This is a genomic window from Corynebacterium ciconiae DSM 44920, from assembly GCF_030440575.1.
Classification (GTDB): domain Bacteria; phylum Actinomycetota; class Actinomycetes; order Mycobacteriales; family Mycobacteriaceae; genus Corynebacterium; species Corynebacterium ciconiae.
The window spans coordinates 225,205-250,620 of sequence record NZ_CP047189.1 but is presented as its reverse complement, the minus strand read 5'-3'; the positions used below and the strand labels follow the sequence as shown (position 1 = coordinate 250,620).

The 25,416-nt window shown below is 64.2% G+C and carries 20 protein-coding genes and 1 pseudogene; 9 read left to right on the top strand and 12 right to left on the bottom strand.

The features are described from left to right. Positions 1 to 3: 3 nt before the first annotated feature. From CCICO_RS01040 to CCICO_RS01030, 3 genes are read right to left on the bottom strand one after another with little or no spacing between them, the layout of a single operon-like run. A complete protein-coding gene (locus CCICO_RS01040) occupies positions 4 to 459 on the bottom strand; it encodes a DUF3592 domain-containing protein (protein ID WP_018018597.1) in 456 nt (151 codons plus the stop codon). Beyond that, positions 456 to 2,075 (bottom strand): 2-succinyl-5-enolpyruvyl-6-hydroxy-3-cyclohexene-1-carboxylic-acid synthase, encoded by a 1,620-nt coding sequence (gene menD / locus CCICO_RS01035; RefSeq protein ID WP_156809781.1) that lies wholly within the window; start codon positions 2,073 to 2,075, stop codon positions 456 to 458. Before menD ends, CCICO_RS01040 begins: the two co-directional genes overlap by 4 nt. Then, complete coding sequence (locus tag CCICO_RS01030) at positions 2,072 to 3,034, bottom strand: o-succinylbenzoate synthase (protein WP_018018595.1); 963 nt, start codon at positions 3,032 to 3,034, stop codon at positions 2,072 to 2,074. Before CCICO_RS01030 ends, menD begins: the two co-directional genes overlap by 4 nt. A gap of 20 nt (positions 3,035 to 3,054) precedes the next feature. Between CCICO_RS01030 and CCICO_RS01025 the strand changes: the two genes are divergently transcribed. Continuing rightward, complete coding sequence (locus tag CCICO_RS01025; RefSeq protein ID WP_018018594.1) at positions 3,055 to 3,981, top strand: 1,4-dihydroxy-2-naphthoyl-CoA synthase; 927 nt, start codon at positions 3,055 to 3,057, stop codon at positions 3,979 to 3,981. 33 nt (positions 3,982 to 4,014) lie between these two features. On the opposite strand, the gene CCICO_RS01020 is transcribed toward CCICO_RS01025, so the two are convergent. The 3 genes from CCICO_RS01020 to lpdA all read right to left on the bottom strand — a co-directional run bounded on the left by CCICO_RS01020 (position 4,015) and on the right by lpdA (position 6,288). Next, positions 4,015 to 4,329, bottom strand: coding sequence for a hypothetical protein (locus CCICO_RS01020; RefSeq protein ID WP_018018593.1), 315 nt, complete (start codon positions 4,327 to 4,329; stop codon positions 4,015 to 4,017). After that, on the bottom strand, positions 4,320 to 4,736 hold the full coding sequence (locus tag CCICO_RS01015; protein WP_018018592.1) for a hypothetical protein: 417 nt from the start codon (positions 4,734 to 4,736) through the stop codon (positions 4,320 to 4,322). The genes CCICO_RS01020 and CCICO_RS01015 overlap by 10 nt, the downstream gene beginning before the upstream one ends. A 142-nt stretch (positions 4,737 to 4,878) precedes the next feature. Further along, entirely contained in the window at positions 4,879 to 6,288 is a 1,410-nt protein-coding gene (gene lpdA, locus CCICO_RS01010; RefSeq protein WP_026161260.1) for a dihydrolipoyl dehydrogenase, read from the bottom strand. A gap of 578 nt (positions 6,289 to 6,866) precedes the next feature. On the opposite strand from lpdA, the gene CCICO_RS01005 reads away from it, so the two are divergent. After that, entirely contained in the window at positions 6,867 to 7,928 is a 1,062-nt protein-coding gene (locus CCICO_RS01005; protein ID WP_018018589.1) for an alpha/beta hydrolase, read from the top strand. Between the two features lie 516 nt (positions 7,929 to 8,444). Here CCICO_RS01005 and CCICO_RS01000 read toward each other — a convergent pair. Further along, positions 8,445 to 10,085 carry a VanW family protein gene (locus CCICO_RS01000; protein WP_156809780.1) on the bottom strand — a complete coding sequence of 547 codons (1,641 nt, stop codon included), beginning with the start codon at positions 10,083 to 10,085 and terminating at the stop codon, positions 8,445 to 8,447. A gap of 382 nt (positions 10,086 to 10,467) precedes the next feature. Here CCICO_RS01000 and CCICO_RS00995 point away from each other — a divergent pair, with 382 nt between their 5' ends. The 3 genes and pseudogenes from CCICO_RS00995 to CCICO_RS00985 all read left to right on the top strand — a co-directional run. Continuing rightward, positions 10,468 to 10,932: a universal stress protein gene (locus CCICO_RS00995; protein WP_040357156.1), complete on the top strand. Its 465-nt coding sequence runs from the start codon at positions 10,468 to 10,470 to the stop codon at positions 10,930 to 10,932. Between the two features lie 3 nt (positions 10,933 to 10,935). Beyond that, positions 10,936 to 11,130: a DUF2613 domain-containing protein gene (locus CCICO_RS00990; protein WP_018018586.1), complete on the top strand. Its 195-nt coding sequence runs from the start codon at positions 10,936 to 10,938 to the stop codon at positions 11,128 to 11,130. Between the two features lie 52 nt (positions 11,131 to 11,182). Beyond that, a pseudogene (locus CCICO_RS00985) lies at positions 11,183 to 12,925 on the top strand (alpha-(1->3)-arabinofuranosyltransferase domain-containing protein); the annotation flags it as partial. A 988-nt stretch (positions 12,926 to 13,913) separates the two neighbouring features. Here the strand turns inward: CCICO_RS00985 and CCICO_RS00980 are convergent. Then, complete coding sequence (locus tag CCICO_RS00980; RefSeq protein ID WP_026161258.1) at positions 13,914 to 15,029, bottom strand: acyltransferase family protein; 1,116 nt, start codon at positions 15,027 to 15,029, stop codon at positions 13,914 to 13,916. Positions 15,030 to 15,123: 94 nt separating this feature from the next. Between CCICO_RS00980 and CCICO_RS00975 the strand changes: the two genes are divergently transcribed. Together CCICO_RS00975 and CCICO_RS00970 are read left to right on the top strand one after the other, a co-directional pair. Beyond that, positions 15,124 to 16,059 carry a porin PorA family protein gene (locus tag CCICO_RS00975; protein ID WP_018018583.1) on the top strand — a complete coding sequence of 312 codons (936 nt, stop codon included), beginning with the start codon at positions 15,124 to 15,126 and terminating at the stop codon, positions 16,057 to 16,059. Position 16,060: 1 nt separating this feature from the next. Then, positions 16,061 to 17,485, top strand: a complete 1,425-nt coding sequence (locus CCICO_RS00970; protein ID WP_018018582.1) for an MmpA family trehalose lipid delivery protein — start codon at positions 16,061 to 16,063, stop codon at positions 17,483 to 17,485. Here the strand turns inward: CCICO_RS00970 and CCICO_RS00965 are convergent. Next, complete coding sequence (locus tag CCICO_RS00965) at positions 17,436 to 18,512, bottom strand: glycosyltransferase family 4 protein (protein ID WP_018018581.1); 1,077 nt, start codon at positions 18,510 to 18,512, stop codon at positions 17,436 to 17,438. The genes CCICO_RS00970 and CCICO_RS00965 overlap by 50 nt on opposite strands. 26 nt (positions 18,513 to 18,538) lie before the next feature. Between CCICO_RS00965 and CCICO_RS00960 the strand changes: the two genes are divergently transcribed. After that, positions 18,539 to 19,306, top strand: coding sequence for a class I SAM-dependent methyltransferase (locus tag CCICO_RS00960; RefSeq protein ID WP_018018580.1), 768 nt, complete (start codon positions 18,539 to 18,541; stop codon positions 19,304 to 19,306). Between the two features lie 3 nt (positions 19,307 to 19,309). Here CCICO_RS00960 and CCICO_RS00955 read toward each other — a convergent pair whose 3' ends face one another. The 3 genes from CCICO_RS00955 to CCICO_RS00945 all read right to left on the bottom strand — a co-directional run bounded on the left by CCICO_RS00955 (position 19,310) and on the right by CCICO_RS00945 (position 24,273). Beyond that, the gene (locus CCICO_RS00955) at positions 19,310 to 20,596 is read right to left on the bottom strand and encodes a glycosyltransferase family 87 protein (protein ID WP_083878215.1); all 1,287 of its coding nucleotides are present in this window, start codon (positions 20,594 to 20,596) and stop codon (positions 19,310 to 19,312) included. An 11-nt stretch (positions 20,597 to 20,607) separates the two neighbouring features. Next, positions 20,608 to 22,146 (bottom strand): glycosyltransferase family 87 protein, encoded by a 1,539-nt coding sequence (locus CCICO_RS00950; RefSeq protein WP_083878214.1) that lies wholly within the window; start codon positions 22,144 to 22,146, stop codon positions 20,608 to 20,610. Between the two features lie 303 nt (positions 22,147 to 22,449). Continuing rightward, positions 22,450 to 24,273: a phosphoenolpyruvate carboxykinase (GTP) gene (locus CCICO_RS00945; protein WP_020384491.1), complete on the bottom strand. Its 1,824-nt coding sequence runs from the start codon at positions 24,271 to 24,273 to the stop codon at positions 22,450 to 22,452. 365 nt (positions 24,274 to 24,638) lie between these two features. Between CCICO_RS00945 and trmB the strand changes: the two genes are divergently transcribed. Continuing rightward, positions 24,639 to 25,415: a tRNA (guanosine(46)-N7)-methyltransferase TrmB gene (gene trmB / locus CCICO_RS00940; RefSeq protein WP_026161255.1), complete on the top strand. Its 777-nt coding sequence runs from the start codon at positions 24,639 to 24,641 to the stop codon at positions 25,413 to 25,415. Position 25,416: the final 1 nt, after the last annotated feature.

The following is a 25,416-nucleotide window of genomic DNA, read 5'->3' as shown; positions in this document are numbered from 1 at the left end:
CGCTTAGTGTGCCGTGCTCGTCTTCCGTGCGGGTTGGCTCAGGGTGTCGAGCGTCCGAATTTTCGATGAATGCCCAATAAACCACCACAGCCCCGCGCCGATCGCGGTAGCGATGCTCAGCACCGACAGGGCGGGGATGATCGCCAGCGTCCAGTTGCGCCCTTCCACCTTCACCAAGTTGGGGTTATCGGTAGAATAGTTCACCCACACCCGCTGCCCCACTCCCAGATCGGAGGGATAAAGCAACCCAGATGGCGGAACGTGAAACATGCCGCGCTCATCTTGGAACTCCACGGTGGTGCGCAGCCAGTCCTCATTGGTCACCCGCGCTAGGGCGCGACCAGGGTTGGAGGAAATGGCGTGATCGTTCATGATGGCGGCACCCACCATGCCCATGCTCATGAGCACCACCGCGCTATAGAGCACGATCACAAGCTGGCGGAGGCGGCGGGCGATCATTTCTCCCACGCCACCTTCTCATTGAGGCGTTGGTGCAGTTCGCGCCGGGTGGCGCGGGTGGTGCGGGCCTCGATCACCTCAATGCCATCAACGCCGTAGTCGCAGCTCTCGGCGAGCGCATCGATAAGCTCCGGCAGGGTTTCGACCCGCCGGTGGGCCACCCCATAGCCGACGCACAGTCCCTCCAGATCGGCATTGTGCGGGGTGCCGAAGGCGGTGTCGAAAATCTCGCGGTGAGCGCTCGCGCCCTGCTCGAGAGTTTCGAAGATCCCGCCGCCATTATCGTTGGCCACCACGATGGTGAGGTTCTCCGGCCGCGGCGAGCCGGCGGGGAGCAACAATCCGCCGATATCGTGCAGGAAAGTGACATCCCCCAGCAGCGCCACCGTCCGCGGGGCGCGCACAGCATCCGCCTGCTGATGCTGGCGGGCTACAGCTACCCCTACCGCCTGGGCAATAGAGCCATCGATGCCCGCGGTGCCGCGGGGGGAATAGGTATCTACCCCATCGAAGGGCAGCCCCACTAGGCTGGCGTCGCGCACGGGATTGGAGGCTCCGACGAAGAAACCATCGCCCACCTCGAGGGTGTCGGCCACCGTGGCGGCGGCGTGCAGCCCAGTGAAGCCGAGATCGTCCTCGGCAAGGGTATCGCGCACCGCATCGGCGGCACGGGTGGAGGCAGCGTCGATAAGCTCCAGCCATGTGTGGTTCAGCTCGCCGCTGACACGGACGCTGCTGGCCACCTCGGTGGCCGTACCCCACGGGTCGGTGTAGCTATCGCCGCGGGTGAGCACCGTGGTGCGCACCCCCAGCCGCATCAGGGCCAGCACATCGCGGTGCAGCGTCGGATGCCCGACAATAATGATGTGCTCGGGACGAGCGATGTCCACCCCACTGAGCAGCACATTCGCCGCCAAAGGATGCACTGGGTGGAAAGGCGCCGGTGCGCTCGGCTCGGCAATGGTGGGAACATCCTCCAACCCCTCCACCGTCCACGCGCCATCGCCGGCAATCACCAGCACCTGGGCGCTGAGATCCACCGCAACCTCACCCCAGTCGCGCGGCTTGGGGCTTATCGACGCCACCTTCTGCCCCACCGCCACCGGCTCAAGCGGCACCTCCGGCACCAGGGGGGTATCGAAAGCCACGTTGATGTGTGCCTGGCGATGCTCCGCCAGTGCGCGTCGCAGCGTAGCGCGCGCCGTCTCGGGACGGCTGGCTTCGGCGATCGACACCGTGGGAGTGACAGTGGAAAAAAGTCCCTGCTGGGTGATGGTCTGGCTGGCGCCGGTGCCCACCAGCCGCACCGGGCGATCCGCGGAGACAATCGCTAACGGAATATCCGCATGGTGCGCCTCAATCATCGCCGGCAGGCAATTGGCCACGGCCGTGCCGGAGGTCATCACCACCGGCACCACCGTCCCAGTCACCCGCGCCATGCCGAGCGCAGTGAAGGCCGCATCGCGCTCATCGAGACGCACATGCAACCGCAGCCCCTCTGCCGCGGCCAGCGCCATGGACAAAGGAGCATTCCTCGACCCTGGGCACACCACCACATCACTGCAGCTCGAAGCGAGTTCTTCAACAATGGCGCGCGCGGTGTCCCAAGATGTCATAGCCCTAATTCTAACCAGCACTGCTCTATGCGCTTGAGCCACCAATCCCGGCGCGCGGGCGGGGCAGCCAACTCCTCCACCCGCGCCGGATCTGGGGCGACAGCAGCGGTAGAGATCATCCCGTCCACGATCTCTCGAGGCGGGGCCACATCCTCCACAAAAAGCTGACTGGTGGCTAAGCCGGCGGCCCGCTCAGGGGCGACACATGCGGCGGCCACCACCCCAGCATTCATCCCCACCGCCGTATCGAGCGCCGATGCGATCGTCACGCCCATGCCGTAGCGGGCCATGAACTCGGCCACCTTCTCCACCTGGGCTACCCCGCCCATCGGCGCGACCTTGATCACCGCATAGTCAGCGGCACGGCGGCGGGCGATCTCATAGGGATCCTCGGCCTTGCGGATGGCTTCGTCGGCAGCGATCGGCACATCCACCCAGCGGCGCAGCTGCTCCATCTCTTCCACGGTGGCCACCGGCTGCTCCATATACTCCAAAGGGCCCAGCAACCTCGCCGCGGCGATCGCCTCATTCACCGACCAGCCGCGGTTGGCATCCACCCGCAGCGTGGCATCGGGGCGCAGTTGGCGAATCGCAGCAATGCGCTCGTAATCATCCGCTAGGCTCTGGCTCGGCTCCGCCACCTTCACCTTCAACACCGAACAGGCACGAAATCGCTGCAGCACCTCGGGCAGCTGCTCGGGCCCCACGGCGGGGATGGTGCCGTTGACGGGAATGTGGCTGCGAGGTGGCGTCGGCAAGCCCAAAAATGCGGCCTCGAGGCCCGAGAGCAGCCAGCGAGACGCCTCGGCCGGTGAGTATTCCGTGAACGCGGAAAACTCGCCCCACCCCAGCGGCCCCTCAATGAGTGCGGCTTCGCGCACCGTCACACCCCGAAATTTCACGCGCATCGGCAGCGCCACCACGCGGGTGCGCTCCAGAACCTCATCGAGCGAACTCATAGCTTCTAGGATAATGAGGTATGAGCGAGCAACCATTCAACCCCGAGCTGTGGCGCGCTGTCGACGGCTTCGAGGATCTCACCGATATCACCTATCACCGGCACGTGGGCACCGACCGCGCCCACGGCATCGTGCGCATCGCCTTCGACCGGCCCGAGGTGCGCAACGCCTTTCGCCCCCACACCGTGGACGAGCTGTACCGCGCCCTCGATCACGCCCGCCGCACCCCCGATGTGGGCTGTGTGCTGCTCTGTGGCAACGGCCCCAGTGACAAAGATGGCGGTTGGGCGTTTTGCTCCGGCGGCGACCAGCGCATCCGCGGCCGCTCCGGCTATCGCTATGCCTCGGGCGACACCGAAGACACCGTCGATGAGATGCGCACCAAAGCTGAGGGTGGGCGCCTACACATTCTGGAAGTTCAGCGCCTCATCCGCACCATGCCCAAAGTCGTGATCGCCGTGGTGGGTGGCTGGGCTGCCGGCGGTGGACACTCACTGCACGTGGTCTGCGATATGACGATCGCTTCCCGGCAGCACGCCCGCTTCAAGCAGACCGACGCCGACGTCGGCTCCTTCGATGCCGGCTATGGCTCCGCCTACCTGGCGAAAATGGTGGGCCAAAAACGCGCCCGCGAAATCTTCTTCCTGGGGCGGAGCTATACCGCCGAGGAGATGTATCACATGGGCGCGGTGAACCTCGTGGCCGATCACGCCGAGATCGAAAACGAGGCCATCCAGATGGGAGTGGAGATCAACGGCAAATCCCCCACCGCGCAACGGATGCTGAAATTCGCTTTTAACCTCACCGACGATGGGCTGATGGGCCAGCAAGTCTTCGCTGGCGAAGCGACCCGCCTGGCTTATATGACCGACGAGGCCGTGGAAGGTAAAAACTCCTTCCTCGACAAGCGTGAGCCCGACTGGTCGGCCTTCCCCTTCTACTACTAGGCCTTCCCACACCGCGTGTGGACGGTGCGCGCCCTAACCCTGCCCTTCGGCTATCGCGCGCACCGCTTGAAGGTGGCGATCATAGGCATCGGCGCCCTGTGTAGTCAGCGACACCCACACTGTCCGGTCGCCTTGGCCCGAGCTGTACTCGCGAAACAGGGTGACATAGCCGTCGGCGTCCAACTCTGCGAGCAGCGCGGGCAGCTTCGCTTCGGATACCCCACTGAGTGTGCATAGATAACTCGAGTCCATCTCATGGCGCATCCCCTCCTCGGTGGCGCCAGCGGCAGCAAGCGCGGCGCAGAGGCCCACATGCTCGCGGGTACGCAAAACTGGATCTAGAGCCATGATGCCTTCCTTTCCTGGGTGAGAGCCCACAGCATGAAGCCTGCGGCGACTACTCCCACGACAACGGAGAGCGCGAGATTGCCCCGCGGCAAGAAAAGCACGGGCAGATTAACGAGGATAGGAAACCACACCCGCTTCCATGAGGCGGTGGGGAGCTGTCGCTGGTCTTGTTTGACAGCACGCCGCACCCCACGAGCATCCCCCACTTTGGCGAGCGCGAGCCCAATGACGAGTAGGAAAAGAATGACTCCCAGCCACACGAGCTGTTGAAGGACGCAGATCAGCCCCACTCCCGCGAGCACACTAAGTAGCCCGTCGCGCACCCATACACTTCGCGGTCGAGCCGTAGCTCGTTCATCGATCTGCCGGACGAGATCGAGAATTTCCTGAGCTTCCGATCGATTCATGCCACACAATATAGGAGAATCCCTCCTCCCCCTTCAGGCCTACCGCCTACGATGCACCCTTGATACGTCCTGTTTGAGGAGGGACACAAGACAGCACGCAGCCCTCCAGCATCTGCTGGAGGGCTGCGTGAGAAGGTGAGGATTAGAGGTTGATCATGTGCCCCATCGTTCCCTCACAGGCTTCCTTCATGGCCTCGGAGAGAGTCGGGTGGGTGTGCACATTGCGTCCGATTTCCTCGGCGGTGAGGTCAAAACGCTGTGCCAAGGTGAGCTGCGGGAGCAGCTCGGAGACATTCGCGCCCACCATGTGCGCACCAAGCAGCTCGCCGTACTCGCCATCGGCGATAACCTTCACGAAACCAGCGGGTTCGCCCAAGCCCTGGGCTTTGCCGTTCGCGGAGAAGGGGAAGGTGGCCACCTTGATGTCGCGGTCAGAGAACTTCTCCTTGGCGGCATCCTCGGTGTAGCCGAAGGAGGCAACCTGGGGATTACAGAAGGTAGCGCGGGGCATCATCATGTAATCGCCCAGCTCTTGGGTTTCAGCGCCGGCGATCGTCTCTGCGGCCACCACGCCCTGGGCCTCTGCTACGTGCGCAAGCTGCAGCTTCGCGGTGACATCACCGATGGCGTAGATGTGGTTCACATTGGTACGCATGCGCTCATCGATGGCGATAGCGCCGCGATCGGTGAGCTCAACACCGGTGTTCTCGAGGCCGAAGCCCTCCACCCGCGGGGCGAAACCGATAGAGACCATCACGCGATCCACGAGCAGGGTGTCGTTCTTCTTGCCGTCCTTGGACTCCACGTCCACCTCGACGCTGTCGCCATTATCGCGCACCTCGGTGGTCTTATAGCCGGTGAGGATCTTCACGCCAAGCTTCTTGTACTGCTTGGCCATCTCCTTGGACACGTCCTTATCCTCATTAGGCAAGACGCTGTCCATGAACTCGACGATGGTGACATCCACGCCGTAGTTGGCGAGCACATAGGCGAACTCCATGCCGATGGCGCCGGCGCCAACGATCACCATGGAATCCGGCAACTCGCTGTTGAGGATCTGCTCCTTGTACGAGCAGATATTGCCCCCCAGCTCCACGCCGGGCAGGGAGCGCACCACGGAACCAGTGGCAATAATGCAGTCATCGAAGGTGAGGGTCGTGCCCTCATCGTCACCCTCGGTGATCTCAATGGTGTGGGCATCGGTGAAAGAACCAAGACCATTGATCTCCGTGATCTTGTTCTTCTTCATCAAGTAATGCACGCCCTTGACGATGCCCGCGGAGACCTTGCGGGAGCGCTTGTGCGCCGCCTCAAAACTGAAGCTGACATCGCCTTCGATACCGAAGGTCTTTGCCTCGTGGTTAAACGTGTGGGCCAGCTCTGCGTTCTTCAGCAGGGCCTTGGAGGGAATACAGCCAACATTGAGGCAGACACCGCCCCAATACTGCTTCTCCACGACCGCAACCTTCTTGCCAAGCTGGGCTGCTCGAATGGCGGCGACATAGCCTCCGGGGCCTGCGCCAAGTACTACAACATCATAATGATCAGACACGCTAACAAGGATACGTTGTTTGCCCCGTCACCGTCGAAGATTGCACACAAAGCTGCCCACCACCGTCACGGCCTGCGCCCACCGCAGCATCAGGCGGGGCAGGACAGGAGGTGATGGGCGTGAAGATAACCGCGAGGGCAGCGCACCCCTCGGCGGACAGCTGACCGCCGACGGGTATCCACCCCCACAGGTGGGGTTTAGAAGATACCGAGATCGACCGCGATGTCGGCGGCCTGGGAGGAACCGGCGTTGAGGAACTGGCCGAGCACGGTGTTGATGGCAACAAGAATTTCTTCGTTCATAAAGCGTCCTTTAGTCCTATATATATTCGGGCCTGCATGGGCTGGGAGGCGGCACTCGTCTGCCCGACGAGATCACCCTTGGGCGATAGGGCCAGCAGACATGCGCCTGCTCATGAGAATAGGCCACCTACCGCCGTGGGCCTAGATGATACTCCTGTGACTGATGTGACAAACGAGCACAGGGGGTTACGCAATCGCAACTCTTTCCAATATGGATTGAACCGCGTAGTCTTATCGTTGCCTAAAATCCGACTTAAAAACTGACATGGGGTTTGTATGAAGTTTCGTTTCGCGGCGCCGCTCGTGGCGGCCACCATCGCAGCAGCTGGATTGATCGCGCCCACCGTTGCACTTCCTTCCGCCCCGGTGGCCCAGGCCGCCGAGGCAGCACAGGTACACGAAGGGGCCACCCCCCGGCTGGCTAAGGAGCCCGAGTGGCGCGCCAAGGTGAACTCCACCCCCAACATGAAGGAAATGTGGGCCTTCTCCCCGGCGATGAACCGCAATGTACCGCTGGTGGTCATCACCCCGAAGGACGCCTCCGCACCTCGCCCCACCCTCTACCTGCTCAATGGTGGCGACGGCGGCGAGGGCCGCGCTAACTGGATCATGCAAACGGATGTGGCGCAGTTCTACGCGGATAAGAACGTCAACGTGGTGATACCCATGGAGGGCCGCTTCTCCTACTACACCGACTGGGTTAACGCGGACCAGCCGCAGCTCGGCGGCAAGCAGCTGTGGGAAACCTTCCTCACCCAAGAGCTGCCCACCCCGCTGGAATCTCAGCTCGGCGCCTCCGGCGAGCGCGGTATCGCAGGCATGTCCATGTCCGCCACGAGCTCCCTCCTGCTGGCCCAGCACAACCCAGAGCTCTACCAGGCCGTAGGCTCCTTCTCCGGCTGCGCCGCGACGAACGATCCCATCTCGGACGCCATGCTGCGCGTGACCCTCAACCGCGCCAAGTCCAACCCGGACGACATGTGGGGACCGGTGGGCTCGGACACCCGCGCGCGTCACGACGCCGTCGCCCAGGCAGAATCCCTGCGTGGCCACGAGATTTACATCTCCAATTCGGCTGGCCCCTCCGGTAAGCCGGACATGATCAGCAACCCCCGATTCGCGAATAACCCCATGACCGTGGCCAATGTTCAGCTCGTGGGTGGCAGCATCGAGGCCGCCACCAACTGGTGCACCCACCTGCTCAAGGCCAAGATGGAGAAGCTGGAGATCCCCGCCACCTTCAACATGCGCGACACCGGCACTCACCAGTGGAGCTACTGGCAGATGGATCTGCGTGACTCCTGGCCCGTCTTCGACCGCGCTTGGAGCACCAACTAGCACCACCTGCTCGCCCTCGGCGCCCGAAGGCGGCATCCTCACGCCCCGCAGCTCTTCCCCTAGTGAAAGAGAAGAGTGCGGGGCGTTGCTGCGTTCTCAGCTGCAGTGCGCACCCCGAGCGTGGTGCGCGGGCCTTAAGGTTCACCGTCTTCTGCAGCACGCTGGCGCCGCTAGTCTATGTCCGCTGCTCTGCGAGATGTGCGATAAGGATTACGCCGCACTCACCAGCTTGATCGCGGGGAATGCGGTGGGAGATCCGGCAGAGGCCAAGCGGGGGTCGCGGCTGCATTAGTCAACGTTCACCCCGAGGCTGCGCCACAGTACTGCGTAGGTAGCGAGGGTGCTTTTAGCGAGGATTAGGTCTCACAGGGCGCCTAGGACTTGAGGATGACCCCCCTCGAGCGCTTTTTAAGTTAACGGGGCGGATTCACGTCGCGCGTGCACAGCGCGATGCCCCACCACCGACAACTGCGGTGATGGGGCATTGGGTGAGCGTCGATAAGCGCCGAGAAGACACTAACTGCAGGTAACGATCGGTTGGGGATCGTAGACCGTCTCCTGGCTCTCGCGAGATAGCTCGGCGCCAGAGAGATCCCGAATGATGCGGGTATCAGAGGTGGTAAAGCCCGGCGCGCCGGAGGAGGGCGAGCAATCAGGCCCAGAGAGACTGATGCGGTGAGGCTGAGTGCTGGCCCACCGACCCCCAGAGACCGACTCCACCTCTACTTCTTTTATCCCCTTGAAGTCCACGGTGATCTCGTTGCCGTGCACCCAAGACTTAATGAGGATCGGATGCGAGGAGGTGTTCTTAAATTGCAGGTCGATCGCACCCTCGAACACAGTGGCTTCGCGGCCAGCGGGATACCGAGAGATGTAATAGGAGTGCGGGGTGTGCGCCACATCCTCCATGCCGGCGAAATAGGCGGCGTTGTAGAGCGTGGTGGCGAACTGTGAAATACCGCCGCCCACGGCCTTATCGGCACGGCCATTAAGAATGATGCCCGATTCCACGAAACCCTGGGCGGAGCCGCGCGGGCCGGTATAGCCGTTGAGGGAGAAGGTCTGCCCCGGCACCACCACCGCGCCGTCCACAATCTCAGCGGTGAGCGCAATGTTGGTGCCCGAGGGGCCGGAGAAATTGCCGGTAGTGAAAGAGGAAACGGTCTCATCGAAGCTGGCCTGCTCGGCCTGCTCGGTGGTGTAGGTGGCGGGCTCATCCTCATAGGGGGCATCGAACTCGCGGGGCTCATCGCCGAGAATCCGCTGCTCGAGGCCATCCATCACGGCATCCCACTGAATGTGTACGCCGTCAACGCTGGGGATCACCTCTCCCCCGCCGCGAGTGAAGCTCGCGTTTTTCATCTCCACCTCGGTGTCAGAGAGCTTCTCACCTAGGATGCCGCGGGCCGCATCCTCCTTGTACTCGGTGCGGAGGTGATCCTCCTCGGGCACGAAGCTGATCACCTCGCCCATACGCTCGAGGGGGATCTCGCCGGTGACATCGTCGCGGCCATGTACGAGCACCGGGCCGGTTAGCGCCGTGGCGGCATCCTTCTCGGCGGCGGAGCTATCGCGCACCGCCGGTTCCTCGGTGCTCGCCGAGACCTCCACCCCATCGCTATCGAGCCAACGCTCAGGCAGTGAGGCCTCCAGCCCCTCACGGGCGGGACGCTGGCCGTTCAGCGGCTCATCTACCACTACCTCGCCCTTGTCCAGACGCACCGCGGCATCGCGCGGCGGACGGGTCAGCTCTTCAGCGATCCGATCCACCCCGGCCTGAAATGCAGCATCGTCAACGGAGCTGACCACATCGGATTCCTGGGTGCGGAACAAGGCCGCGATCTCGCGCACCGGATTCAACGAGGTGTGCGGGGCCTGAGCCACGGTGTTCTCCCAATCGGCGGCTAGGCCGATCTCGGCGGGCACGACTTGGGTGTCCATCTCGCCGGCACGGACAGTGATCGGCTCGTGTTCAACCCCCGTCAAACGGGTGGCGAGCAGCTCGCGGGCCTCGGCATCGCTCAGCCCACCGACGGCTACGCCCTTGATATCGATATTGCGCTGGAGCTTGTCTTTGCCCAGCAGGTAGTTCGCTAGCAGCGCTACACACGCCACCGCGAGGAGCCCCACGACGACGAGGAGGGAAATTTTGCGCACATTCACATCTTGTAACACTACTAATGAGGCGTGTTCTTGGCGATTTCCTATCTCAGCTTAAGGTTGGCTGAGAATACGTGTCTGCCCTGCTCAACAGCGCTAAAGCGAGCTTAGCAGAGACAGAAAAGTGACTATTGTGACTGCTGTGGCGAGTAATTCTCGCCCCAGTGGGGTATGGACAACCGCCCGCAATCACCTACACTAGAAGAGGTTTTGCCACAGATAGGCCAGCTGAGGGGCCCACTCAGCGCCATGTGGCCTAGGCTGCGCCGCGCCGCTTTTTCTCGCCAGAGAATGCCTGAAGCGCCGGCGCCGAAAAAGATCAACGAGTTATGACAATAGGAAAGGGGCACTGTCGCCGGTGTTTGAATCAACCCAGACGATGCTGATCGCCTACGACGGTTCTCCGGAATCGCAGCGAGCACTCGACTACGCCGCCTCGCTGCTGGCGCCGAAACACGTGGAGATCATCACCGCGTGGGAGCCGCTCTACCGCCAGGCCGCTCGGGCCGCGGGACAGTCCGGAATGAAATTCTCCGACTTGCAGTCCACCGACGACGAAACCGATGATCCCGCCTATCAGCAGGCGCTGGCCACCTGCCGCGAGGGCGTTAACCGCGCCGAGGAGCTGGGCCTATACGCCAAGGCGCACTTGGTGGAATCGGCCACCTCTATCTGGTCGGCCATCGTGGACGCCTCCGAAGATCTCCGTCCAGATGTGATCGTGATTGGCACTCGGGCTGAAACCGGAATACGCTCTTTCTTCAGCTCTTCGACGACAGATAGTATTGTCCACAACACCAACATTCCCGTGTTTGTGGTCCCCCCGGAAGACAATGAGGACTAAGCCATGGCTCTTGAATCAGATAGCGTCACTCGCCGCACAATCGGCCCAGCGTTCGCCTCTGCTGTCGTCGGGCTCCTTCTAGGGATGGTTGCAATCCTTGGCCTCTCCATCTTCTCCTCGCAAGACTCCGTCCCCCAGTCGCACGCGGTCAATAGTGACGACGCACTCCTCGGCGGCGTCGAATACGGCACCCGCTAAGCCGCGGCCTCGCCGCGTGTCCGCGGCATCCTCTCTCGCCTCCCGCCCTTTAATGCCCCGCTGGGCCACCGCCCTGCGGGTTTCACCGCATGCCCGCGTGCACCTGATCGCTTGGCTCATCGCGGCGCTGTGCTGCTTCGGCTCCGCCTGGGGCCGCACCGCCGCCGACACCAAACTGGATCTCGCTCTCAACCCAGGCGGGTTCCTCGCCCGCGCACTGCGGCCATGGACCGATGTATTCCCCCTGGGCCAGCTCCAAAACCAGGCCTATGGCTATCTCTTCCCCCAGGGCACGTTTTTCCTCCTCACCGACTGGTTGCCCGACTGGGTGGCCCAGCGCCTGTGGTGGACCCTCATCCTCGGCCTCGCCTTCTCTGGTTTCTACCGCCTAGCCTGCACCCTGAGGTTGCCGAGCCCGATTCTCGGCGCGGCGGCCTATGCCCTTTCTCCGCGCATCCTCACCACCCTCGGCGCCATCTCCTCCGAGGCGTGGCCGGTGGCGCTGGTTCCGTGGATTGTGGAGCCGCTCGTACGCGCCAAGCCGGCGCTCGGGCGGGCCATCATCGCCGTCGCCTGCCTCGGCGCGGTCAACGCCACCGCCACCATTGCCGCCTGTATTCCCGGCGGGTTCGTGCTGCTCTACCGGCGCCGCTGGGTGGACTTCGGCCACTTCCTCATCGGCTCCATCTTGGTGAGCATGTGGTGGCTTATCCCGCTGGCCACCATGGGCCGGCTCTCGCCGCCTTTTACCGACTACATAGAAAATGCCCACATCACCACCGGCAACCTCAACGGGGTACAGGTGCTGCGCGGCGCCACCAGCTGGACGCCCTTTGTGGACAATGAGCGCGTGGCCGGCCACGTTCTCGCCCTCAACCCGGTGCTGGTGCTGGCCACTGTGGCCGTCGCCGCCGCCGGCATTGCGGGGCTGAAGCGGATGCGCGGCCAGGGCATGTGGATCACCCTGCTCCTCATCGGCGTGATCATCCTCTGCGGCTCGCACTATGTCACCGGTTTTTTGGACGGCCCCGGCGCGCTACTGCGCAATGTGCACAAGTTTGATCCTTTGGTACGGCTGCCGCTGTGTATCGGATTGGCCTGTATCAGCGTGCACTGGCACAAGCTGCTCTATATCGCCACTGCGCTGGCGTTGGTGATGGCCAGCTCGCCGGCGTGGTCGCTGCGGCTAGCGCCCCGTGGCAGCTTTGAGGAGGTTCCCTCCTATGTTTATGACACAGCGGACTGGCTGAATGAGCACGGCAGCAACACCCGTACGCTCATCTATCCACCGGTGCGTTTCGCCCGCCAGGACTGGGGCTGGACTAGGGACGAGCCGCTACAGCCCCTGCTGGAGGTGCCCTGGATTGCCCGCGATGCGGTGCCGTTGATTAACCCTGAGGCTATTCGCGGCCTCGACGGGGTGATGGATTCATTGCAGGATGGCTCTTTCGCCGCCCTGCCGCAGCTCGGCGTGGGGCTGATTGCGGTGCGCCACGATGTGGGCCAGCGCGCCAGCCACACACTGGTGGATGCCGCCGAGGAGCAGGGCTTTCCGGTGCACTCCTTCGGCGAGATGGATGTGATCGAGATCGATCCGAATCGTGGCGCCACGGTGGTGGATCAGCCCATCGATCAGGTGCAGGGCGCCGGAGAATCGCTGGCGTTGATCAATGAGGTGCTGGGCTATGAGCCGCGGCAGCTTATCGACGATCCCGAGCAAGCCCAGATCATCACCGACACCCCCTTGGCGATCGCCCGCAATTATGGCACCGGGCAGCATTCGGGACTGCTGGCCCGTCGCGAGGAGGCGACGGACATTAAAAACCCGGTAATCGATTATCCTTCCCAGGCCGAGCCGCTCTGGCTGCGAGAGACTGGCGGCACGCTAAGGGCGGGCGCGCACGCCGCAGATGCCAGCAGCCTCTATGGTCCGCAGACCTCCCACTCCCCCACCGCTGCGGTGGATGGCTTTGCCGGCACCGCCTTCTATGGCGACTGGCTGAGCCTTGATCCGGAGGATCCCGATCGCCGCACCCTCTCCCTGCAGATCAGGGGCCGCTCCGGCGACCTGCTAGTCAATGGCAACCGGGTGTTCATGCAGGAGGGCGAGACCGCCGAGCTGCGGGTAGACGAGCTGCCCGTGCGCATCATCCCCGGCCCTGGGCAGGGCATTGCTGAGGCTGATATGGGTATTCGGCGCGAGATCGTGGTGCAGGGCTCGCCCAGCGCCCAGCATTATCTCTTCAGCCAGCGGCAGGTCTACACCGGTGTGCTCTCCCGCACCCTCGTGCTTCCCGAGCCGGCACGGCTGGAGCTGCGCACCTCTTCCTGTGGGGCGTGGACCAATACGCGCATCGACGGCACCTCCCACGGGTGCGGGCCGGTGGAGCTCAGCGCTGGGGAGCATCATCTCTCCACCAATGCGGAGTGGCTGCTGCTCACTAACCCCCAGGCCCCGCCAGCGCCCCACAAGCAGCTGGTAGACACCACCTTTTCCTTCAACCCCGGGTTGAGTATGGGCGATGCCCCGCCCACCACCATCAACGCGGGCATGCAGGCCTTCGAGGCCGATGCTTTGGGCCCGCTGCGTTTTCCCCGCAGCTATCTGCTGGTGGGTGTGATCATCTCGCTGCTGGCCGCGGCCTGGGCTCTATATCTGCCCACCTCACCTAGGATTCCCGGGGTGTTTCGCCCTAGCCCGCGTTACCTGCTGCTGGCCCCGCTGATTCTGGGGATTCCCGGGCTCATCGGCCTGGCGGTGGCGTGGGTAGTGGAGCGCTTCACTACTCTGCGGATCGCTGGGCTGAGCGTGCTGGTTGCGGGGCTGTGGCTGCAGCGCGGTGTCGAGGCCGGCGGGCACGTGCTAACGCAGGCAGCCATCGCCACAGCCCTCGCGCTGGTCGCTCTACCAGGTGGTAAGACAGATACGCCACCGGCAGAGTCAGCGCCAGAGTCACCGCGGTAATGAGCAGGAAGTTGCCGCTGAAGGGGCGCATCCCCAGCAGCGGGAACACCAGCTCCAGCACCACCACATGCCACAGGAAGATTGAGTAGGAGATGGTGCCGAGCTGACGGAACAATTGCGAATCCAGTACGGCCGATCCCGGCGCGAGCGCATAGGGCACCAGCACCACGGCGGCGAAGGCTGCGCCGGCGATCACGCGGCGCAGAAACTCCAGCGGAGAGGGATGCTCCAGCCCGAGGGGGCCGAAGAACTCTTGGCCGGCCACGAAGAGGATGGCGGCGGCGCAGAGCCACCAGATCCAGCGGCGCCGCAGCCACTTTTCCGCGCTGGGCGTGGGCTGGATGCCCGCGGCCAGCAGCCCCACCGCGAACCAGCAGGCATAGGCGGGTGGGAAGATCTGCCAGTTGGGCCCGCCGGAGGGGAAGGGCACAAAGGCCCATCCGAGGCTCAGCACCGCGAGCCCCACAATGATGAGCCTTCTTTTCGGGATGAAGGGAAAGACCAGATAGAAGGCCACTTCCACGCACATGGACCACAGGTGGGTAATACCGGGCAAGAGCCCGTGCGGCAGGTAAATCTGGGCGAAGAAGAAGGTGGCGATCACCGCGGCTGGGTCGGCATCGAAATTCGCTGGCAGGATGATCAGCGCCGTGGCCACGCACACCACATAGGCGGGCACGACGCGAAAGAAGCGCTTGGCATAGAAGGAGCGGCGGGTGCGGTAGTCGCCCCGCGCCAGCAGATAGGCCGAGAGAGCAAAAAAGAGCGCGACGAAGAAGTCGAAACGCCCCAAGAATCCACCCATCACCGAACGAGGATCCATGCCAGACTGGAAGGAGGTGTGGGTGAGCAACACTCCGCAGGCGGCGACAGCGCGCAAACCCTCGAGGCTAGGGTTATAACCGCGCGATGTTGCGTAGGATTGAGTGGACACGACACTTATTGTTTCATAACCCCAATTGGTACTTCACTGTTCGCGGCGCGGTAGTGTCACCGCCTTATGAACCCCGCCTAGAAAGAGAGTCGACGTGGCCCGCGGTCGCACAACCGGCAGCATCGTCTCGCTGCTCATTCCCCGAGTGCTCCTCGGCGCCTCTGTCTTCTTTCTCGCGCTGTCCTTCATCATCTACACCACGTGGAAGTTCAGCGAGCAGCCGCTACCGCGCGACTATGCGATGCATATCAGTACTGTTCCCTCCACCGCGGTCGGTTCTTTGGCGCAAGGCCAGACGGTGTACAAGGACAGCAGCATCGTCTTCGGCGAGCCCGCGGATCGAGAGAATGTGACCGCCCAGGCCCGCACCACGGTGCGCTCGGACGAGCAGATAATCTACCGCGAGGAGGACGCGGTGACTCTCAGCCGCGGCACTGCCTATCCGGTGGAGACGGCGTCGGCACGCTATAGCGGCGGCGCCCCGGGCCTGATCGCTGGGTCTACGCTTAACCACCCCTCCTTTGTGCGGGTGGGCCTGCAGTATCGTTTCCCACCCACCGCGGGTAAGTCCTCCTATTCCTACTTCGACACGGTGCTGCAAACCTCGGTGCCGGTGGATTTTGTAGACGCCGTGCCCTATCACGGCGAGGAGGTGTTCACCTTCCACCAAGAGATCGGCCCAGTGCGGGTGATCGATGGCTACTACGCCGTGGAGCGCGACATCACTGTGGAGCCCTTCTCGGGCATGATCGTGGACATGAAGGAGCGTCCGCTGTGGTTGAGCGCTCCGACAGAGGCCAGCGCCAAGGAGCGCACCGCCGAGTTCTTTGCCGGCAGCTCCTCGGTGGAGGGCGCTGTTTTTAGTGCCCGTTTCGATTGGGATGAGACCAGCACTTCCACCCAGTGGGCCGAGGCCGAGCGCAAGCTCAGCGCCTTTCACGCCATGCGCGTGACCCAATATCTCACCCGCACCCTCTCCTTCCTGCTGCTGATTGCCGCCGCCATCACGTATCTGCGTGCGCGGAGCTAGCATGCGCGGACGCGTCTTCTTTCCCGCTGTGCGCTTATCGACGCTGTCCTGGGCTATCGCGGCCCTGATCCTGGGAATGCTCGCCCTGACTCTGCTGCGTAGTGGGGTGCTCATCACCCGCGACATGGTGGTGATCGATACCCCGGCACTCAGCGCCGACGCCTTGGGCGTGGGGGATCTTGCCGCCCGCAACGCCCCTCAGGACGGGCTGCTGGCCCTGGCCGGCCAGATCCTGCCGGCGTCCTGGCTCGCGCGCTTCCTGATTCTCGGCTCGGCTGGGCTGGCCGCTTGGGCCGCGTGGGGCTATGGGCCGCTCGGGGTGGGGCTGAGTTTGTGTAATCCCTTCGTGATCGAGCGTCTCGCTCAGGGCCAGTGGTCGCTGGTGATCGCCGCCTGGCTGCTGCCGGGCATCGCCGCCAGTGCCCACCGCCCGCTGCGTCAGCTCAGCCTCGTGTGGTTGGCCAGCCTCACCCCCACCGGCGCGGTGGTGGCTGGGGTGGTGGCCATCATCACCCGCCCCGCGCTCAGCTCTGTAGTGGGCGCAGCTGTGGTGTCGCTGCCGTGGCTGGTGCCCTCGCTACTGAGCCCGCCCAGCAGTACCGCGGGGGCGGCCTTCGCCACCCGGGCCGAAACCACTCTCGGCCCGGAGGCGCTGAATATGGGCGCCACGGTGCTGGGCTTGGGCGGGATCTGGAACGCCGAGGTGGCCCGCAGCGGCGGGGTGATCGCTGGGGTGCTGCTCTTCGCGGTGCTGCTGTGCGGGGTGCGCTCTACCCCACGCCGGCTGGTCGTGCTCGGCGCGGCTGGTCTGATCGCCGCCGCCTTGAGCCTCGATCTGCAGGCTGTTCCCGGCGGGGCGCTGTTTCGTGATAGCCACAAGTATGTGCTTTTCGCCCTGCCCGCCTACGCCGCGATGGCCGCCGGTATTCGCTGGGCGTGGCTGAGGATCACGGGCGTGGTGCTACTGGCGCTCAGCGTGCCCCAGGCGCCGCAGCAGCTGGCCGAGCTGCGCCCAGTCCCAGCCGATAGCGTATGGCAGGAGCTACAGGATGAAGCCCGGGGCGTGGATGTGCTGTTGGTGGGTCCTCCCACCGCGATCACGACCTACCAGGGCCGAGTGGCGGTGGATCCACGCACCAAGGCGGTCTCCGCCGTGCAACCCGGCGGGCTCGTGGTAGACGGTGAGCTGGTGGATCCCGTTCAGCCGCGCTGGCAGCAGGCCATGGCCGCGTGGGAGCGGCGCGATGATACCGCCTTGGCCCGCCTCGGGGTGGGCTTGGTGGCCGATGGGGATACGAGACACCATGTGCCAGGGGTCCAGCCGCGCCCGCGCGGCTATGGGCTGGTGCTGCTCATGGCGTGGCTGCTGGTGCCGCTTATGCTCGGGCTACGCGCTCTAGCAGCTCGGCGAAGGCAGCACCAGTAGTAGCCCAGGAATAGCGCTGAGCTCGCTGGCGGGCGGCCTCGCCGAGGGCGGCGCGCCGCTGCGGATCATTGATGAGCTCGGCGGTGGCGGCCGCAAGCTGCTCAGGGCTATCAACCAGCAGGCCTGTCTGGCCATCAATCACGGAATCGCACAGCCCCCTCGAGCTGCGATAACCGATGGTGGGCACCCCGTGCTGGGCGGCCTCTACCACCGCCAGCCCCCAGCCCTCCTTCCGTGAGGGCATCAGGTGCACATCCGCCCGATCCAGCAGGGCGTGCTTGGTCTCCTCCGAGACGTGACCGTGAAAGTGCACATTCTCACCGGCGATATCGCGCAGGTTCTCCTCCCACCAGCCGGAGCCGATTACATCCAGCTCCACTCCGAGGGAGTCGGCGACCTCGATGGCGTGCTCTATTTGCTTGTGCGGCACAAGGCGCGACAGCGTCACCAGCCGCGGGGCGGGGGCCGGCGGGGCGGCGTCGAAAAGCGGCACAGGATCCACCCCGTTGTGGATCACACTAATATCGCGCACTCCTAGCTCACGCAGCTCGGCGGCGGATGCCTCGGAGACCGTGACCCAGCGGGCGTGGCGGTAGACGCGCGGGGAGGCGATGGATTCCAAAAACCAGCCGAGCTGCGCCAACCCCGGCCCTGCCACCGGCCACTGCTCACGGTGGCAGTGATGCGTGAGCACCACGGTGGGGGCGCCCAGACACAACCGTGCAAAGAAGGGAATGCCGTTTTGGGTATCGACCACCACGTCCACCCCGCGCAGCTCCCCGATCCCGCATCGGCCCGCAAGCATCGCCAGCCACGCCCGCGGATACACGCTCAGCCGCCCGCCCGCGCGCCGAAAACGCACCCCGCCGCGGATGCTGGTGGCGGGCGCATTCTCACTGGCAGCGGTACGGAAGATCACCTCGTGGCCGCGCTCGCTGAGATGCTCGGCGACACGCTCAAGATAGCGCTCACTACCACCGCCTTGGGGGTGGGTGGAGTCGCGCCAGCAGAGCAGGAGAATCTTCATCACCCCCAAGCCTATAATGGAGCCCCATGCGCACCATATTCCGCTCGGCCCTCAACCGCCTGAATGGGCGGCCCGCACCGCAGACCTTCGCGCGGGCCACCTTTGGGCGCACGTGGTCTCTGCTGCGCTCCTTCCCCCTCGAACAGGCTGACCCGGATGTGTTCTACACCGGCCTGGCCCGCGACACCGCCGATCTCATCGCCGCCCTCGGGGAGGACTTCGACGTGCCCCTGCACGGCGCCCGGGTACTGGATGTGGGCGGCGGCCCTGGCTATTTCACCTCGGAGTTTGCTGCCCGCGGCGCCCGTTATATCTCCTGCGAGCCGGGCGAGCTCGCCACCGATGTGCGCGGCTCCGGCATGCAGCTGCCCTTTCTCGACAACAGCTGCGAGATCACCTATTCCTCCAATGTGGCCGAGCATGTGCCCGAACCGTGGACCATGGCCGATGAGATGCTGCGCGTCACCGCCCCGGGTGGGCTGATGGTGTTGTCCTACACCATCTGGCTCGGCCCCTTCGGCGGCCACGAAACCGGGCTGTGGCAGCACTATGTGGGCGGGGAGTTTGCCCGCCGCCGCTACCGGAAGACACATGGCCACGAGCCGAAGAATATCTTTGGCACATCGCTTTTCGACGTCTCCTGCGCGGAAGGGCTCCGCTGGGCCGAAGGTACCGGCCAGCTGGTGTTGGCCTTCCCTCGCTACCACCCCTGGTGGGCGTGGTGGGCCGTACGCATCCCGATCTTCCGTGAATTCGCCGTATCCAACCTGGTGGTTGTGCTGCGCAAAAACTAGCCGCTAGGAGCCGGTGAATTCCTCCCGCAGCCCGCGGCCGATCGCCGCCAGGCTAGGGCGCTGGGCGCCCACCGCGCCCAGCATCAACAGCAGCGCTGGGACCAGCAGCGCCACCAGGGGTGCAGCCTCCCACGAAAGCTGCTCATCGCCGGCAGCGAAGGGCGTTACCAGCAGCAGAACGAAGGCCACCGCCCACCACCAGCGATACAGCGCCACCAGGCCGATGATTCCCACCACCGCGATGAGGATGTAGTGGCCCCACAGCACACTCGACACACCGGTGGCGCCCAGCATCATGGCCACGGCGAGGATCTCGAATTTCTTCGTGCTCTGCGTCCCCATCAGAGCCAGCGCCCCCACCGCGAGGATCGCGGCAATCAGCAGCTTCAGCGGCAGCGCCCACGGGGAGGACTCCTCAAAGACCCCCACGATGGCATCGGTGTGCACCGGAGAGATCAGCAGCGCATCGATGGCCACATTGTGCGGGGCGAGCGTATGGGAGCCGATCCAGCCCACCGTCTCCTGCCAGGACTGGATCACTGACCGCGGGATGAGCAGGAACGACAGCAGCCCGGCGATGCCCAGCAGGAGCGTGGCGATGACCCCGGCGCGGCGTCGAGAAGCGAAAAAGAGCATGGCCACCACCACGGCAATCGGGGTGATCTTGATGAAGCTCGCCACCGCGATCACCACCCCAGCAACCCAAGGGTGGCGGCGGCTCAACGCCACGCTCAGAGTGATGAGCGCATAAATGAACGGCGAGGTCTGGCCCAGCGTGATACTGGCCTGGGCGGGCGCACTCACCCACAGCAGCGCGGTCACAGCCATCACCACCCCAGGACGGGGAGCTTGATCGCTCCACATCGCGATCGCCGCGGCCACCATCAGCGTCAGCGACACCCCCGTGATCACCGCACCGAGGCCGATAAACACGGGAAAGCTCATGATCGCCGTCAGCGGGGCAAGCACATAGGCCACCGTGGGCACATGCACATAAGGGTGCGGAACCATAGTGTGATCGGCGATGAGCCCCGCCTCGTGAGACCACTCCGGACCGGTGTACAGGCCATAGTCCTGTGGGTCAATGGAGTAGAGCGCATCCGCATGCCCAGTGGCCACCAACCGGCCCGCGATCCACCAGCTGGCCGCATCGTCCGGGGTGGACAGGCGCAGCTGGGTATAGAGCGTCAGCGCCGCGAAACCCGCCGCCACCAGCCACACTGGGGCCGAGAAGATCCCCCGCGTAGGCACAGAGGACACATGAGGCGCGCGGGCTGCAGAGGAAACCATAACCGCGCAGTTTAGCGCTGGGCGCGGCGCGGACGCGAGTCCGCAGGCCGGCCGCGATACTCAGCCCGCGCGGGCACCACAGGGGCCACAGCGCCCCTTCGAGCAGGCCGCGGCGGCGGGGCCGGCTGGGCCCCTATCTCGTGCAGAATGCCGCGCCACACCGAGCGGAAGGACAACCCCTGGGTGCCGATAACCTCACCGGCCACCAACAACAAGGTGGGAATCACCATGAGCGCCAGCGGCGCCCAGGGCACCGCCCCCGGGGTGGTCTCCATATCCATGAAATGCCCGCCCAGCGGCGGGAAGGCGAAGAGCACCACCCCCAGCACCCAGTAGCGGCGGTGCAGAATGAGCACCCCTACCAGCGGCAAAAACGCCACTAGGCCATAGTGCAGCCACACCACCCCGGAGACCGAGGTGGCCACCAGCAAGATCGCCACGGCCGAGATCTCAAACTTATGGCGCGACTGGGTGCCCATGAGCAGCACCAAGCCAAGCCCCACCAGCAGCACGTATATGCCATTAATCACGATCGCCGCGGCCGGCGTGCCAGCAATCGCCTCCACCTGGACATCCATATTGGTGCGGGTGGCGAACAGCGAATCGAGAGAGGCATTAATCGGTACCGCCAAGGTGTGGGAACTCATCCACGAGATCGTCTCCCGCCACGCCGAGATCACCGCCGAATCCACCAGCAGCAAGGTGAGCACCGCCCCAGCGGACACCACCCCCAAGCCCACCAGCCCGGCGCGACGCCGCGAGCCGAAGCCCACCAACACCACAATCAGCGCGATCGGGGTGATCTTGATCAGCGCCGCGATACCTATGAGTACACCGGCGATCACCGGGCGGCGTTCCGAAAGCGCCAAGGCCACGGCGATGGTGGCGTAGATAAACGGCGAAGACTGCCCCAGGGTGATACTCATCTGATTGGCCGCGCACAGCCACAGCAGCACACTGCCAATCCACAACGCCGTGGTGGACGGCGCCGAGCGAGTAAAAAGCCCAATCCCAGAGGCCACGATCAGCACCACGCAGGCCCCGCTGATCCCCGCACCCAGCGTGGCGAAGAAGGAAAAGGACATTATCTGGGTAAGCGGGGCCAGCACATAGGCCACCAAAGGAATGTGCACATACGGGTGCGGATAGGGCGATACATCACGAATGAGTGCCGCCTGCTCAGCCCAGGCCTGGCTATCGAATGCCGCAAAGTCTGAAGTATCAACCGCATATATCTCGTGCGCCTGGCCATCAGCCACCAGCGAGCCCGCGATCCACCAGGAGGCGAGATCATCGGGAAAACCGGAGCGCCGAAACAGCCACATAGTCAGCGCCGCGAACACCATGGCCAGCACCCACACTCGCGCCGGAAATAGCACCCCCGCCCCGGTGCGCGCTGCGCGGGAGTGCCGGCCTGCCGGAGGCCCCTTGAGGGCGCGCTCCCACTCTGCCGCGGAGCTATCTGTGGGCGCGTCCGCCGCAGTCGATACTGCCGTGTACTGGCCGTGGTGTGAGCCTGTCCCCCGCTGAGCGCTTGGCATATCCCTCATGCACGTCCGTTTCCGTGTTCATCCGCGATTTATCCACGCGACATTAAATTCACTGGGATAGTTTAGCGAAGGAATACACCCCACGGCAGGCGGCACGCGGCCAGCTCGGTCGGCTGTGCCCGCTCGCACACCACGGCTGCTCGGTCGCTGGGGCTGCTCGGTCGCGAGAGCCGCCCGTAGGCACTCATGCTCGATACGCACGCTGCCCGGCCCCCGCGCCGCGCTGGCTTCTCACGGCGAGTGAGTTCATATGCCAGCGCGGTGCGGGAACCGGGCAGGGAGGGTCTGTCTGGAAGGTTGAGGTTACTTGGCGTCCTCGATGCGCTTCTTCAGCGCGGCGAATTGCTCATGCACCTCGGCGGGAACCTTGGGGCCAAGCTTCTCCAGCCACGCCTGGTTATCGGCCACATCGCCCTCCCACTGCTCAGCGGGGGCGGTCAGGGCCTCCTCCACATCGGCCACCGGGGTGTCCAAACCGGTGAGGTCGATGTCTTCTACCTTGGCGGTGTATCCCACCACGGTCTCGGTGGCGCCCACGCGGCCCTCGATGCGGTCGATGATCCACTTGAGCACACGGGAGTTCTCACCGAAGCCCGGCCACAGGAAGCGGCCGTCCTCGCCGCGGCGGAACCAGTTGACCAAGAACACGGCCGGCATCTTCTCGCCGCCCTTGTTGCCCATGTCGATCCAGTGCTGCAGATAGTCACCAGCGTTGTAGCCGATGAAAGGAAGCATGGCCATCGGATCATGGCGCAACGAGCCGACCTTGGCCTCGGCGGAGGCGGCGGTCTGGCCGGAGGCAAGCAGCGCGCCGATCATGGTGGCGTGGTTCCAATCGTGTGCCTGGGTCACCAACGGCACCGTGTCGGGGCGGCGACCACCGAAGAGGATGGCGTCGATCGGCACACCCTTCCAGTCATTGAACTCCTCGGCAGCCACTGGGCACTGCGCGATCGGCACGCAGTAGCGGGAGTTCGGGTGGGCGGCCGGCTGTCCCGAATCCGGGGTCCACTCATTGCCCAACCAGTCAATGGCGTGCTCAGGCTTGTTCTCCAGGCCCTCCCACCAGACATCGCCGTCATCGGTGAGTGCCACGTTGGTGAACAGGGTGTTGCCCGGCTCCATGGTGCGCATGGCGTTCGGGTTAGAGGAGTAGTTGGTGCCTGGGGCCACACCGAAGAAACCATTCTCCGGGTTCACGGCGTAGAGGCGACCATCCTCGCCAAAGTGCAGCCAGGCGATATCATCGCCCACCACCTCGGCGGTCCAGCCCTCCAAGGTGGGCTCGAGCATCGCTAGGTTGGTCTTACCGCAGGCGGAGGGGAAAGCAGCGGCCATGTAGTAGGACTTCCCTTGCGGGGAGTTGAGCTTGAGGATGAGCATGTGCTCAGCCATCCAGCCCTCTTCCTGCGCCATCACCGAGGCGATACGCAGGGCATAGCACTTCTTGGCCAAGATGGCGTTTCCGCCGTAGCCGGAGCCATAGGACCAAATCTCCTTGGTCTCCGGGAACTGGGTGATGTACTTGGTGTCATTGCAGGGCCACGGAACATCCTCCTGGCCCTCCTCCAGGGGCGCACCAACGGAGTGCAGGCAGTGCACGAAATCGCCGTCCTCGCCGATCTTGTCCAGAGCCTCCTGCCCCATGCGGGTCATGATGCGCATGGACATGACCACATAGGCGGAGTCGGTGAGCTGCACACCCAGCTTCGGACTGGGATCATCGATCGGGCCCATGCAGAAGGGCACTACGTACATGGTGCGGCCCTTCATGGAGCCCTTGTACTGCTCCAGCATTTCCTCGCGCATCTTCACCGGGTCGGCCCAGTTGTTGGTGGGGCCGGCGCCCTCCTCGGTGTGGGAGCAGATGAAGGTGCGGGATTCCACGCGAGCAACGTCCGCGGGGTTCGAGCGAGCGAGGAAGCTATTGGGCCGCTTCTCCTCGTTCAGCTTGATCAGGGTGCCCGCCTCCACGAGCTCTGCGCCGAGTCGGTCCCATTCTTCCTGGGAGCCATCAGAGAACTCCACCCGATCCGGCTGGAAGAGGTCCACAGCCTCGGCAATCCAGGTGAGCAGTTCTTCATTCTTGGTGGGTGCGGGGCCCTCTAGGCCCTTAATAGCGGTCATCGCTTCTCCAGACATGTGCGTCACTCGACAGACTTCCACTACCAAGATTAGTTAGGTGCCCAAGAGATGAAGCCGTGTTTTGGATCGCGTTCGCCAAAAGGTACGTATATTCGCTGGATTGGTGAGCTCCTGCGCGGCGTTTCGGGCCTAAGTCACACTTTGACAGCTGCCACCCTGCCCCACTTTGGGGGTATTTGCTCGATATAGCTCCCCCAGAAGATGACCATACGGACACTGGCTATTATTGAACTTTTACCTCACTACTTGGCAGAATGTGTCGAGTGTCTACTACTGATAACCCTGATTCTCTCTCTGCGGGCGGCCGCACCCCCTCTGCGGCGTCCCCCTCTTCCCCCGCCCCGCACATACACACCCCCACGGAACGTACCGTGGGAGACCTTCCGGGCGGGCGGCCCCTCCAGTCCGAATTCGATGATGGGCTGGATTATCCGCGCCTGGGCTCGGTGAGCTTCCGCCGCGGCACCCTCACCGATAATCAACAGGCCCTCATGGAGCAGCACTGGCCCCGCTTGGGCACCGTGCTCTCCGATGAACGCATCGACCCCGCCGAGTGGTTCGGCCGGCAGGCCCCCACCATCGTGGAGATCGGCTCCGGCACCGGCACCTCCACCGCCGCGATGGCCCCCAAGGAGGCGGACACCAACATCATCGCCGTGGAGCTCTACAAGCCCGGGCTGGCGAAGCTGCTAGGCAGCGTCGTGCGCGAAGGCATCGACAACATCCGCATGGTCCGCGGCGATGGCATCGAGGTTCTCAACCGCATGATCGCCCCCGCCTCCCTCGACGGGGTACGCATCTACTTCCCCGATCCCTGGCCCAAGGCGCGCCACCATAAGCGCCGCATCATCCAATCGGGGCCGCTGCGCCTGATCGCCTCTCGGCTTAAGCCGGGCGGGGTGCTGCATGTGGCCACCGATCACGCCGACTACGCCGAATGGATCGATGAGCTCGTTGATGTCGAACCCGCGCTCGAGTACATGGGCTGGCCGTGGCCCGAGTGCCCCCAACTCACCGACCGGCAGGTTATTACTAAGTTCGAAGGCAAGGGCCTCGATAAAAGCCACGTGATTCGGGAATATCTCTGGCGCAAGCGCGACGAGCCCACCGCGAAGGAGAACTAGC